The 12,970-nt window shown below is 43.7% G+C and carries 13 protein-coding genes and 1 pseudogene; 12 read left to right on the forward strand and 2 right to left on the reverse strand.

The features are described from left to right. Positions 1-64 precede the first annotated feature (64 nt). The 3 genes from uspB (at position 65) to OCV39_RS00320 (ending at position 2,761) form a co-directional block, all read left to right on the forward strand. The gene (gene uspB / locus OCV39_RS00310) at positions 65-388 is read left to right on the forward strand and encodes a universal stress protein UspB (protein ID WP_017052104.1); all 324 of its coding nucleotides are present in this window, start codon (positions 65-67) and stop codon (positions 386-388) included. Between the two features lie 218 nt (positions 389-606). Then, positions 607-1,794: a BaiN/RdsA family NAD(P)/FAD-dependent oxidoreductase gene (locus OCV39_RS00315; RefSeq protein ID WP_029203314.1), complete on the forward strand. Its 1,188-nt coding sequence runs from the start codon at positions 607-609 to the stop codon at positions 1,792-1,794. Between the two features lie 139 nt (positions 1,795-1,933). Beyond that, positions 1,934-2,761, forward strand: coding sequence for an HDOD domain-containing protein (locus OCV39_RS00320; RefSeq protein WP_113796144.1), 828 nt, complete (start codon positions 1,934-1,936; stop codon positions 2,759-2,761). Between the two features lie 157 nt (positions 2,762-2,918). Here the strand turns inward: OCV39_RS00320 and OCV39_RS00325 are convergent, their stop codons facing one another. Further along, positions 2,919-3,818 carry a DMT family transporter gene (locus tag OCV39_RS00325; RefSeq protein ID WP_136994083.1) on the reverse strand — a complete coding sequence of 300 codons (900 nt, stop codon included), beginning with the start codon at positions 3,816-3,818 and terminating at the stop codon, positions 2,919-2,921. Positions 3,819-3,950: 132 nt separating this feature from the next. On the opposite strand from OCV39_RS00325, the gene rmuC reads away from it, so the two are divergent. The 7 genes and pseudogenes from rmuC (at position 3,951) to tatC (ending at position 10,180) form a co-directional block, all read left to right on the forward strand. Beyond that, positions 3,951-5,450 carry a DNA recombination protein RmuC gene (gene rmuC, locus OCV39_RS00330; protein ID WP_261888696.1) on the forward strand — a complete coding sequence of 500 codons (1,500 nt, stop codon included), beginning with the start codon at positions 3,951-3,953 and terminating at the stop codon, positions 5,448-5,450. Positions 5,451-5,584: 134 nt separating this feature from the next. Next, complete coding sequence (gene ubiE / locus OCV39_RS00335) at positions 5,585-6,367, forward strand: bifunctional demethylmenaquinone methyltransferase/2-methoxy-6-polyprenyl-1,4-benzoquinol methylase UbiE (RefSeq protein ID WP_029203315.1); 783 nt, start codon at positions 5,585-5,587, stop codon at positions 6,365-6,367. A 36-nt stretch (positions 6,368-6,403) separates the two neighbouring features. Next, the gene (locus OCV39_RS00340; protein ID WP_017052110.1) at positions 6,404-7,009 is read left to right on the forward strand and encodes a ubiquinone biosynthesis accessory factor UbiJ; all 606 of its coding nucleotides are present in this window, start codon (positions 6,404-6,406) and stop codon (positions 7,007-7,009) included. Continuing rightward, positions 7,006-8,640, forward strand: a complete 1,635-nt coding sequence (gene ubiB / locus OCV39_RS00345) for a ubiquinone biosynthesis regulatory protein kinase UbiB (RefSeq protein ID WP_261888697.1) — start codon at positions 7,006-7,008, stop codon at positions 8,638-8,640. The genes OCV39_RS00340 and ubiB overlap by 4 nt, the downstream gene beginning before the upstream one ends. A 56-nt stretch (positions 8,641-8,696) precedes the next feature. Then, the gene (gene tatA, locus OCV39_RS00350; RefSeq protein WP_017052112.1) at positions 8,697-8,945 is read left to right on the forward strand and encodes a Sec-independent protein translocase subunit TatA; all 249 of its coding nucleotides are present in this window, start codon (positions 8,697-8,699) and stop codon (positions 8,943-8,945) included. Positions 8,946-8,948: 3 nt separating this feature from the next. Continuing rightward, positions 8,949-9,249 (forward strand): annotated as a pseudogene (gene tatB / locus OCV39_RS00355) (Sec-independent protein translocase protein TatB); the annotation flags it as partial. Positions 9,250-9,430: 181 nt separating this feature from the next. Beyond that, complete coding sequence (tatC, locus tag OCV39_RS00360; protein ID WP_017052114.1) at positions 9,431-10,180, forward strand: twin-arginine translocase subunit TatC; 750 nt, start codon at positions 9,431-9,433, stop codon at positions 10,178-10,180. 61 nt (positions 10,181-10,241) lie between these two features. On the opposite strand, the gene OCV39_RS00365 is transcribed toward tatC, so the two are convergent. Further along, a complete protein-coding gene (locus OCV39_RS00365; RefSeq protein ID WP_261888698.1) occupies positions 10,242-11,003 on the reverse strand; it encodes a TatD family hydrolase in 762 nt (253 codons plus the stop codon). A gap of 160 nt (positions 11,004-11,163) precedes the next feature. On the opposite strand from OCV39_RS00365, the gene hemB reads away from it, so the two are divergent. Next, on the forward strand, positions 11,164-12,210 hold the full coding sequence (gene hemB, locus OCV39_RS00370) for a porphobilinogen synthase (RefSeq protein ID WP_113796156.1): 1,047 nt from the start codon (positions 11,164-11,166) through the stop codon (positions 12,208-12,210). Positions 12,211-12,278: 68 nt separating this feature from the next. After that, the gene (locus OCV39_RS00375; RefSeq protein WP_017052117.1) at positions 12,279-12,719 is read left to right on the forward strand and encodes a GNAT family N-acetyltransferase; all 441 of its coding nucleotides are present in this window, start codon (positions 12,279-12,281) and stop codon (positions 12,717-12,719) included. Positions 12,720-12,970: the final 251 nt, after the last annotated feature.

Genomic DNA, 12,970 nt, shown 5'->3' on the forward strand with positions numbered 1-12,970 from the left:
GCAAAAAAGATATGATTTGATTATCTTTTTCTCAGGGCATCGTAGAAGATGTAGGGAGGAAAAGATGATCAATGGAGATACCATCCTATTCGCACTTATGGTTGTAACCATGGTGAATGGTGCGCGCTATTTAACCGCTTTACGAGCATTGATTTATATCATGCGTGAAGCTCACCCATTACTTTATCAGCAAGTTGACGGCGGTGGTTTCTTTACCACTCACGGCAATGTCACCAAGCAAGTTCGTCTATTTCATTACCTGAAAAGTAAAGAGTATCACCATCATCACGATCCTGTTTTTACAGGTAAGTGCGACCGTGTTCGTTCACTGTTTATTTTATCCATGTCGTTATTGGGTGTGACACTGCTCGCCGCATTTATGGTGTAAAGTAGACGAGAAACAATGGCTTTCCTCTGTTTGCCTTGAGCGTAAGCGGGCGATGATTATTATCAATATCACGTTAAATCGTGAGATCGACTCTGCGCCTTGAGGTGAGAGCCTGAACTGGTTAAACTAGCGACGAATTCAGCAAGGATGTGCACTCAGCACATCCTTTTTTATTGGTGAAAATTCATATTGTGAAATATGAAAATGGTGTAAGTGAAATGAGCGAAAAATTTGATGTCGTGATTATTGGTGCTGGAGCGGCGGGTTTAATGTGTGCCGCAGAAGCAGGGAAACGTGGTCGACGTGTTCTTGTGGTCGATAATGCCAAAAAACCGGGACGTAAAATACTGATCTCGGGCGGCGGTCGTTGTAATTTCACCAACTATGACGTTACTGCTCATCATTACTTATGCCAGAACCGACACTTTGTTAAATCGGCACTGTCTCAGTATTCTCACTGGGATTTTATTTCGATGATCTGCAAGCACGGCATTGAGTTTGAAGAACGAGATCATGGGCAGTTATTCTGCTTAGACTCAGCAAAAGAGATCGTCACCATGCTGCTCGAAGAGTGCAAACTTCCGAACGTTGAGCAGCGTTACCGTTGTGATGTGCATATGATTGAGAAAAAAGAGAGCGGTTACCTGCTGCAAGTTAATGATGAAACCATTGAGTGTGAGTCTCTTGTGGTAGCGACTGGTGGCCTATCGATGCCGAAGCTAGGCGCAACTCCGTTCGGTTATAAAATTGCTGAACAGTTTGGTTTACCTATCATTCCAACCACCGCAGGTTTAGTTCCTTTTACTTTGCACAAGCAAGATAAAGAAGATTTTGCTGAGCTATCTGGGATTGCGATTCCAGCGGAGATCACCGCAGAAGATGGTACGTTATTTAAAGAAGCACTTCTGTTTACTCACCGTGGTTTATCTGGTCCGGCCGTGTTACAAATTTCATCGTTCTGGCGCGCAGGCCAAAAGGTGACGATTAACCTTGTACCAGAATCTGATGTCAGTGAACTGCTAGCCAATGCACGTGAGAAGCACCCTAATCAAAGCCTAAAAAATACCTTAGCGCGAGTGTTACCAAAGCGTCTTGTGGAAGTATTGATTGAGCGTAAAGAACTAACGGATAAGCCTCTTAAGCAGTTTAATGCCAAAGAGTTGCAAGCGATTACCGATCACCTAGAAAATTGGCAGATCGCTCCGAATGGAACGGAAGGGTATAGAACGGCAGAAGTGACACTCGGTGGCGTGGATACTGACTATTTATCATCGAAGACAATGGAATGTAAAAATCATAAAGGCTTGTTCTTCATCGGCGAAGTGATGGACGTAACAGGTTGGCTTGGTGGGTACAACTTCCAATGGTGCTGGTCGAGCGGTTTTGTCGCAGGCCAGTGGGCGTAAGTGTATAAGTAGCTAGTTGAGCAGATTCGATTGAATTTGATCAAACATATATAATTAACTTTAAACACAATAACCTCCCTCCTAATCGCCAAATCTATCCTATATTAAAGGATGATAATGAGCCAAAGGAGTGAGCTTTATGAGACAAGACGCTTTAATTAGCCGCATTAACGAACTGCCTCGTATTGAAAGCGTGCTGCAAGAACTTTTGGAGATGGTGAACCAAGAGAACGTAGATTTTGGTGAGCTGTCTAAAAAAATGTCGATGGAGCAAGTGCTCAGCGCTCGCTTGCTACGCATGGCAAACTCCGCTCATTTTGGTGGTAGTAAATCCGTTGCAACCATCAATGATGCCATTATTCGAGTGGGCAGTGGGGCCGTTCGGACGTTGGTCTCATCATCCATTTTATCCAGTGCTTTTCCAAAAATAGAGACCTTAAATGTAAAAGATTATTGGTCGAATACGTTTGAAATATCGATGATTGCCAGCAAACTTGCCCCCAAGGTTGGGTTGGATCCCAATGAGGCCTTCACAACGGGAGTGCTACACAATATCGGTGAATTAATGATCCACTCACTGGTGCCAGAGCAAGCGGTTGAAATCACGAAGCGCGTTGATGAAGGTGAAAACCCCTTACAAGTTCAGCGTGATGTCCTCTCTACCGATGCCCCCGAATTAGGTGCCAAACTGGCGAATGCATGGAAATTCCCTCCAGAAATGGCGGATGCCATTGCCAATGTTAACCAGCCCGGAAAAGCGGAAGTCTCTAAAAAATTAGCCTGCTTATTGTACTTAGCACGAGATATTCATAAGCGTTGGGATTCCCTGCCAAGTGAAAAAAATAAAGTCCATTTTTTGACAACCCATCCAGCAGCGAAAGCGTTATCTATCGCTCCTGCGACCGTAGCCGTCATTGATGAAGTGAGAGGGAAGGGCAGCGAGTTAGCATTTGAGCTCTTTAGCTAGTTGTAGCTCCTTGCCTTCATTAAGCGCGTAAGTTAGGCGCATTTCAGCTGTGTAATAGGTTCGGCTCTATTGTCTTTGATTGAATGGAAAAAACCGACATCAATATATCTATTGATGTCGGTTTTTATGATCGGTGGGCAAGGTATGTGGTGGTGCGTTACTTATCTTTTTCAGCTATTGATTTGAACTTCAGTTGTTGTATGACCAAGCCCGTCACAATCAACAATAAACCAATCATCGTCGAAGGGTGGATCTCTTCACCAATGATATAAGCCAATAGCATGAGGGAGATAAACGGTGACGCGAATATGAGATTACTGATACGCGCGGTGTTTTCGGTCAGTTTTAAGGCCGTTAGCCATAAAACGAAGGTGATGCCCATTTCAAATAGCCCGACATAAGTGACAGATAACCAACCCTTAGTGCTGATCAAACTCCATGTTGCACCTTCATAAATACTCAAGCCGACAGCAAACGGTAGCGCGACTAAAAAGCCGAGCAGCACACCAATAACGGGATCGGCTTTATTCTTCGCATTTAAGATCCAATATCCCGCCCATAACAAGGTAGAGAGTAGCGCCAACCCAACCCCTAGTGGGCTATCAAACTCTAAGCCTAAAATATCGCCTTTCGTCGCAATCACGACAACGCCAGCATAACCAAAAACACAGGCGGCCCAATCTTGCTTACGAATCTTCTGGCCTAAAAATACGGCGGCCATGAGGGTGAGGGTGATCGCCCAACTGTAATTTAAAGGCTGGGCTTGAGAGGCGGGCAATAAGTCATAAGCTTTAAATAAGATTAGGTAGTAAGCCAAAGGGTTAATAAGCCCAAGCAGTAAGTAGTACCAAGGGTTAGCCAAGAAGGTGTTCGCAATTTGAGACGATTTACCCTGCGCGATGCAGATGATAGAGAGCGCAATCGCAGAGACAAAGCTCGCCACCGTTAACATTTGAATAGGCGTAAATTCAGCCAAAGTCAGCTTAAATGCAGTTGCAACGGTTGACCAAAGCAGTACCGCAGCAAGCCCGAAACCAATGGCTCGACGTTCGTTCATGATTTCTCGTGGTTGGTGTTAAAGGAAGAGTGTGGCTAGTTTATAGACTAAATAAACCACAACAAACTGGACATTTATCCAGTATCAAAATACCATTTAATGAGCATCTCATTTATAGGCTAAATCTTTATCATGCAATGGATTCTTGAGTACCAATCTCTTCTTATTAGCGGCATTGTAAGCGCGATCATCAGTGGTGGCACATTCGGCTGGTGGGCCAAGCAGAAAGCGCAATTTCAAATACAATTACTGATGCAGCAGCTTGAATCCGATAAGCAGCTATATCAGTCTCAAGTTCAGCCGTTGCAAGATGCTCTGAACCAAGCGCAAGCCGAGTTAGATGAGTTGGACAATGAACGAGACAAATCCGCCTTTGAATTAAAACAAGCCCACGGCAAGCTGATGGCGGCCATTGAAAAGCTGCGTTATTTTGAGGCCGTCAAGCAAGAGCGCCAGCAGTATGCGGATGAATTGAACCAAGTGAAGGAACTTAAATCTCAGCTTGAAGCTCAACTGCGAGAGCAAGACGCTCGACATGCACAAGAAAATGTATCGAATCGTGAAAAACTTCAGCTGCTAGAAAATGCAGAAGCTCGTTTAAAGACCGAGTTTGAACACTTAGCCAGCCAGATGTTCGATGCGAAGACTGCCAAAGTTGATCAGCAGAATAAGCAAAGCTTAGAGGGGCTGCTGTCGCCGTTGAAAGATCAGTTAGAAGGCTTCAAAAAACAAGTTAACGACAGCTTTGGTCAAGAAGCCAAAGAGCGCCATACCTTAGTGCATGAGCTAAAAAATCTACAACGTTTGAATGAGAGCATGACGCGTGAAGCCGTGAACCTTACTCAAGCGCTAAAAGGGGATAACAAGCAGCAAGGTAACTGGGGAGAAGTGGTGCTTGCGCGTGTGCTTGCGGAGTCTGGTTTGCGAGAAGGTCATGAATACCACACACAAGTGAACTTGCAAAACGAAGCAGGAAAACGTTATCAGCCTGATGTGATCGTTTATCTTCCACAAGAAAAGCAGGTGGTGGTGGATTCAAAAATGGCATTAGTCGCTTTTGAGCGTTACTTCAATGCGGAAAATGATACTCAGCGTGATCAAGCATTGAGTGATCACTTGGTCGCCTTGCGTGCTCATATCAAAGGCTTAAGTCAGAAGGATTATCATCAATTAAAAGGCATTCAAAGCTTGGATTATGTGTTGATGTTCATTCCGGTTGAACCTGCATTCCAAGTCGCCATTCAAGCGGATCCTAGCTTGGTGAAAGACGCCATGGAGCAGAACATTATCTTAGTTAGCCCAACCACTCTGCTGGTGGCACTCCGAACGATTGACAATTTGTGGCGTAATGACAGACAGAACCAAAATGCACAGGTTATCGCAGACAGAGCAAGCAAGTTGTACGACAAATTACGTCTTTTTGTCGATGATATGGAAGGATTAGGAGGCGCGTTGGATAAAGCGAATCAAAGCTATCAAGGGGCGATGAATAAATTAGCGACAGGGCGAGGTAATGCTATTCGTCAGGCGGAAAGCTTTAAGCAACTGGGAGTCGAAGTCAAAAGGCCAATCTCCCCGAGCTTAGCTGAATTAGCACAAACCGATGCACTTCTTGAGACAAATGAATCATAACTGGCGTCACCCTTCTTGTGCTTGATGCATTATTGGAATTGGTATTAAGCAGAGGATAAAGTACACTAATCGCCCGCAGTGCCCTTGTTGAAATGACGCACTGCTGAAGAGAACTTATCATGGCAGACAACAACATGACGGATACGAGTGTGCAATCAAATTCAGCTTTAGAAACACAAGAAACCACTCACTTTGGTTTTGAAACGGTCGCGAAAGAAGAAAAAGTCGCGAAAGTAGCAGAGGTATTTCACTCTGTAGCCGCAAAATACGACATCATGAACGATCTTATGTCGGGTGGTGTTCACCGTTTATGGAAGCGTTTCACCATTGATTGTAGTGGTGTTCGCCCTGGTCAGCGTATTCTAGATTTAGGCGGCGGCACAGGCGATTTAACCGCTAAGTTTTCACGCATTGTCGGTGAAAAAGGCCACGTAATTCTTGCTGATATCAACAACTCAATGCTGAACGTTGGTCGTGACAAACTGCGCGATAACGGCATTGTGGGTAACGTTCATTACGTACAAGCGAATGCGGAAGAGCTACCTTTCCCTGATAACTACTTTGATTGCATTACCATCAGTTTCTGTTTACGTAATGTGACAGACAAAGACAAAGCACTGCAATCTATGTTCCGAGTGTTAAAGCCCGGTGGTCGCTTGCTGGTACTTGAGTTTTCAAAACCAGTTCTTGAGCCCCTTTCTAAGATTTATGACGCTTACTCATTCCACCTATTACCTAAAATGGGAGAGTTGATTGCGAACGATGCTGATAGCTACCGTTATTTAGCGGAGTCTATTCGCATGCATCCAAATCAAGAGACGCTGAAAGGGATGATGGAAAACGCAGGTTTTGAAAATGCGAGCTACTACAACCTAACGGGTGGCATTGTTGCGCTACACCGTGGTTATAAATTTTAATCCTGTGTAGTTAAGACTTATATTTTAAGGATAGTCATGCCATTTGATCCGCTTGTCACCGCAGTGATTGAAACTTCGCTTAATACCCTTGTAAATGACGACCCCAACTTGGTGCGTCGTTTATCGCGCTTAAAAGGGCAAGTGATTCAGGTTCATCTGAAAGAACTCAATAAGAGTTTAACGTTCGTTTTTAGCCAACAAATAGACGTGTTGGCCGATTATGAAGCCAAACCAGACTGTTACCTTAGTTTGAATTTGTCCGTACTTCCGGAGTTGCGTGAGCAGGCCAACATCACCAAGCTGATTAAACAAGATAAGCTGATCTTAGAAGGTGATATTCAATTGGCGCAGAAGTTTGCTCAACTCATGACAGATTGCAAACCTGATCTCGAAGAGTGGTTGTCTCGTGTGACGGGAGATGTGGTCGCACATACTGTCGTTCAAGGCGCGAAAAATGTGGGAAGCTTTTTGTATCAACAAGCAGAAAAACAACAATCGAATTTCGCACAAGTCTTAACGGAAGAGTGGAAAATTGCTCCGGCACCGTTAGAAATTGCCTATTTTTGCGATCAAGTGGATGAACTTAAGAGTTCGGTTTCTCGATTAGAATCGAAACTGAACGCCTTGTTGGAGAAAGTATGACCCCAACAGAATTGCGCCGTCTGTACCACATTGTCAAAGTACAGCTTGAATATGGTTTAGATGAGTTACTCCCAGAGCACCAGTTGACGAAAGCACCACTGATGATGCGTAAGTCTCTGTTCTGGATCAAGCGTAAGCATCAAGATAAGACCATGGGCGAAAGGTTACGTCTCGCCTTGCAAGAACTCGGTCCGGTCTGGATTAAGTTCGGACAGATGATGTCAACGAGACGAGATCTGTTCCCTCCTCATTTGGCAGATCAATTAGCCCTCCTTCAAGACCAAGTCTCTCCTTTTGATGGCCAATTAGCCAAAGATCAGATGGAAGCGTCTTTAGGCGGTAGCTTAGATAACTGGTTTACGGATTTCGATATCGAGCCACTTGCTTCAGCGTCGATTGCTCAAGTACATACCGCGAAGCTAAAAGAATCAGGTCGAGATATTGTACTTAAAGTGATTCGTCCTGATATTCGTCCTGTGATTGATGCCGATATTAAGCTGATGTATCGCATGGCTAGAATCGTCGCAAAAGCCTTGCCAGAAGCAAGACGATTAAAGCCCGTAGAAGTGGTTCGTGAGTATGAAAAAACCTTAATTGATGAATTGGATCTGCGTCGAGAAGCGGCGAATGCCATTCAATTAAGACGCAACTTTGAAGGCAGTGAAGAGCTTTACGTACCTGAAGTGATCTCTGATTTAAGCAGTGAACACTTGATGGTCTCTGAGCGAATTTATGGCATTCAAGTCTCTGATATAGCCTCATTAGAAGCCAATGGCACCAACATGAAATTGTTGGCTGAACGTGGCGTGAGTGTCTTCTTTACTCAAGTGTTTCGTGACAGTTTTTTCCATGCAGATATGCATCCGGGAAATGTATTTGTTAACCCAGAGCATCCAGAAAATCCACAATGGATTGGTTTAGATTGCGGCATTGTTGGCACACTCAATAGCGAAGATAAGCGTTATTTGGCAGAGAACTTCTTAGCCTTTTTTAATCGTGATTATCGCCGAGTTGCTGAGCTGCATGTGGACTCTGGTTGGGTGCCTGCTGATACCAATATTGATGAGTTTGAATTTGCAATCCGTATTGTATGTGAACCGATTTTTGCTAAACCTTTATGTGAAATTTCATTTGGTCACGTGCTATTGAACCTATTCAATACCGCTCGTCGCTTTAATATGGAAGTTCAACCTCAATTGGTGTTGCTGCAAAAGACACTATTGTACGTTGAAGGTTTAGGGCGTCAGCTTTATCCTCAGCTAGACTTATGGGAGACAGCAAAACCGTTTCTTGAAAAATGGATGGCGAACCAAGTCGGGCCACAAGCTTTACTGCATGCAGTAAAAGATAGAGCACCGTTTTGGATAGAGAAGCTGCCAGAATTACCAGAGTTGCTTTATGATAGCTTACGACAAGGAAAATCCATGAATCAAAGAATGGATCAGCTTTATCAAGGTTATCGAGATAGCAAGCGACAACAAGGGACAGGTAAGTTTTTGTTTGGTGTTGGAGCCACTTTAGTCGTATGCTCTGCGATCTTAATCTCTAGCCCGTATCAGCAGCTAACATTGGGCTGTGGCATAGCAGGTGTCACATTTTGGCTGCTTAGTTGGCGAGCTTACCGTCGTTAAGCGGTAGACTCGTGAAAATATAATTTTTTGTGTAGAAAAGACCCGAGGTAAAAATAATGGGCGGTATCAGTATTTGGCAACTCCTAATCATCGCAGTAATCGTTGTATTACTATTCGGAACTAAAAAGCTACGCGGCATGGGTGGTGATTTAGGTTCAGCTGTAAAGGGCTTTAAAAAAGCCATGAGTGATGAAGATCCTGCAGCGTTAAAGAAAGATGCGGACTTTGAACCAAAGAATCTTGAAGGGCAGAAGACGGACACCACTGCTGAAATCAAGAAAGAAAAAGACAAAGAGCAGGCATAATACGTGTTTGATATCGGTTTTTGGGAACTGGTATTGATATCTGTCGTGGGGTTAGTTGTGCTTGGTCCTGAGCGTTTACCTGTCGCGATTCGTAGTGTATCCAAATTTATTGGTTCTGCGAAAAGTATGGCGAACAGTGTAAAAGATGAGTTATCTCATGAGCTCAAGGTTCAAGAACTGCAAGATAACTTGCGTAAAGCTGAGCAAATGGGAATGGAAGACCTTGCGCCAGAGCTGAAAGCTTCAGTTGATGAACTTAAGAAAGCAGCGCAAGAAGTGACTCGACCTTATGCAAAGCAAAACACTGATGGTGATGCGGTAGACAATACTGCTCAGGGGAATGAGTCTGTTCCAACCAATAGTGAAGCGCAAACAAATAGTGAAGCGCAGCCAAGCTCGTCAGATAAAAAAGCCGAATAGTCTCACCCAATTGGAGCTGCTACCGTTGCGGCTCCTTTTCGATCGCCCTATATAAGAGGTTTGATATGTCTTCTGCTGAGCAGACACAACCTTTAATTAGCCACTTGTTAGAACTGCGTAATCGTTTATTACGCGCAATCATTGCGGTGATTGTTGTTTTTCTTGGGCTGATTTATTTTTCCAATGAGATCTATGAATTTGTCTCTGCACCATTAGTGGATCGCCTGCCTGAAGGGGCAACGATGATTGCCACGGATGTTGCATCGCCATTTTTCACGCCATTGAAGTTAACCTTAATGACGTCGGTGTTCATTGCCGTGCCTTTTATTTTGTATCAGGTATGGGCCTTTGTTGCTCCTGGCTTATATAAGCACGAACGTCGTTTGATTATGCCATTAATGTTCTCTAGTTCACTGCTGTTTTACTGCGGTGTGGCTTTTGCTTATTTTGTGGTGTTCCCGTTGGTATTTGGCTTCTTTACGGCCATTTCACTCGGTGGGGTGGAGTTTGCGACCGATATTTCAAGCTATCTCGATTTTGTTCTAGCTCTGTTCCTTGCGTTTGGTATTGCGTTTGAAGTGCCTGTTGCCATCATTTTATTATGCTGGACTGGGGCGACGAATCCAAAAGCATTAAGTGAAAAGCGTCCTTACATAGTCGTTGCCGCTTTTGTTATCGGGATGATGTTAACGCCTCCAGATATGGTTTCTCAAACCCTGTTAGCGATACCTATGTGTATTCTGTTCGAAGTGGGTTTGTTCTTTGCGAGATTCTACGTGCGTAAAGATCCTGATGAAGAGCAGGTTGAAGATTAAATAAAAAAACGACTCGAATGAGTCGTTTTTTGTATCTGAAAGCTTATCTTTACAGCTGGAATTATAGGTTAAACAGTGTTTTTGTATTCTGAGTCGTCAGTATATCAACCTGTTCAATCTCGATGTCTCGTAGATCAGAAATACGCTTGGCGATGAGTTGCGTGTACGCAGGCTCATTTCGTTTACCACGATGCGGAACAGGCGCAAGGTATGGGCAGTCGGTTTCAAGGATCACCTTACTGAGATCTAAATGTGGAATCACTTTATCCATACCACCATTCTTAAATGTTGATACGCCGCCTAAACCTAAATGAAAACCGAGATCATTGATGGCTTTCGCTTCTTCAATTGTCCCACCAAAGCAGTGAAATACTCCTCTTAAAGAGCCATTTTGTTCTTTACGTAGTAGGGTTAACGTCTCTTCAATCGAATCACGAGTATGGATCACCACAGGAAGATCCATCTCTTTTGCCCAATTTAATTGAGTAATGAAAGCCATCTCCTGTTCAGCTTTAAAGGTCTTATCCCAATAGAGATCAATACCTATCTCGCCAACTGCAATGAAATGATGCTTTTCAAACCAAGAGTGGATCGTTGCAAGAGTCTGTTTTACATCACCATCTACATAGCAAGGATGCAGCCCCATCATAGAGCGACATACATCAGGGTAAGCCGCTTCAGTTTTTAGCATGGGTTCGATAGAGTCCAAGTCGATATTGGGCAGTAAGATTGTGTCGATACCCTGAGCAAGTGCGCGCTGCACAACCTCATCACGATCATTATCAAATTCAGTGGCGTAAATGTGGGCGTGTGAGTCAATCATGTTTGGTCTCAGTCGGTTTCGTTAGTAGGGAGAGTATAAAGCAGTGTGAGAAGAAGGTCATTTTTCGTCATTTTTTACAGGTTTTAAATAATAGCACTAGCGTCTGAGATCGAGAGTGATATTCTCTGATTAAGCTACTAATCCAGACAAGGAGAATCGAGTGTCTGTTTCAATTCAAGGTCAATTCCCAGGGCGACGTATGCGCCGCATGCGTAAACATGATTTTAGTCGCCGTCTTATGGCCGAAAATCAACTTACAGTTAGCGATCTTATTTATCCGATGTTTATTCTTATGGGTAAAGATCGTCGTGAATCGGTTGAGTCGATGCCTGGTGTTGAGCGTCTTTCTATCGATCTGATGCTCGAAGAGGCAGAGTACCTAGCCAAACTGGGCGTGCCTGCGATCGCTTTATTCCCGGTAGTGAATCAAGATGCAAAAAGCTTATGTGCTATTGAAGCATACAGCCCAGAAGGCTTAGTGCAACGAGCGGTTCGCGCATTGAAAGAACACGTGCCGCAAATGGGCGTGATTACTGATGTAGCATTAGACCCATTCACCACTCATGGCCAAGACGGCATTATTGATGAAGATGGCTACGTACAAAACGATGAAACGACAGAAGTCTTGATCAAACAGGCACTGTCTCATGCTGAAGCTGGCGCAGATGTTGTTGCTCCATCGGATATGATGGATGGCCGTATTGGTAAAATTCGTGAAGCATTAGAAGAAGCTGGGCATATTCATACTCAGATTATGGCTTACTCGGCAAAATACGCCTCTTGTTACTACGGCCCGTTCCGTGATGCCGTCGGTTCATCATCTAATTTGAAGGGTGGTAATAAGAAAAACTACCAGATGGATCCAGCAAATAGTGATGAAGCGATTCATGAAGTGGCGATGGATATCAATGAAGGTGCGGATATGGTCATGGTGAAACCGGGCATGCCGTATTTAGATATTGTTCGTCGAGTGAAGTCAGAGCTTCAAGTTCCAACGTTTGCTTACCAAGTTTCTGGTGAATATGCGATGCATAAAGCGGCGATTCAAAATGGCTGGTTAAAAGAGCAAGAGACGGTTTTAGAGTCACTACTTTGCTTTAAACGTGCGGGTGCTGATGGCATTTTAACGTACTTTGCGAAAGACGTAGCGGAATGGTTGGCGCAAGAAAATGCACAAGCCGCTGAGCACCTAAATACTGAAAAGTAGGGTAAACGAAACGCAGTAGTAAATAGGGTTGGTCTTGTACCAGCCCTTTTTTATTGGAGGGATAGTTTATGTCGGTTGATGTGAGAGTGGGTGACCTGCAAGAAGTCATCGCGGTGGTTGAATCTATTGATGAATTTGTTCGAGGAGAGACCATCGAATCTTTACAACTTCGTTTACAAGGTAAAAAGCAGCTAATCCTTGTTGCCGAAGAAGAGGGCACGTTGCTTGGATTTAAAATTGGCTACCAGCTTGATGATGACACTTTCTATAGTTGGTTTGGTGGCGTTTCTCCGATTGCGAGAAATAAAGGAGTAGCCCAAGCGTTATTGAATGAGCAAGAGCGTTGGGTCGAAAGCCAGCAGTATCAGTATCTGAAAGTAAAATCTCGTAATCAGTTTCCAGCGATGCTGCGTTTACTGTTGAGAAACGGCTACGCCATTGAGCATTTCGAAAAAAAGGAGCCATTATCCGCTTCGAGCATTCATTTTGTTAAGCAATTAACACGCTAAGATCTAAATGATATTTTTTCTCATTTAATGGTTGACTATTAAATGAGAATCATTATTATTAACTGCGTCTTAAGGAATAAAGAAACGGTTCACAAGGATGTTGAAAAGCTTCCAATTTAGCTTTAACCAAGAATTCTTAACGAACTTGCACTAAGTTCTTTTTTGACACGACATTGCTCACATTGCTTCCAGTGTAATTTATAGCTTTTGGTAAGGCTGAATAACAACAAATGATTTGGCTTTCCACTTTT

Source organism: Vibrio cortegadensis, from assembly GCF_024347395.1.
GTDB lineage: Bacteria > Pseudomonadota > Gammaproteobacteria > Enterobacterales > Vibrionaceae > Vibrio > Vibrio cortegadensis.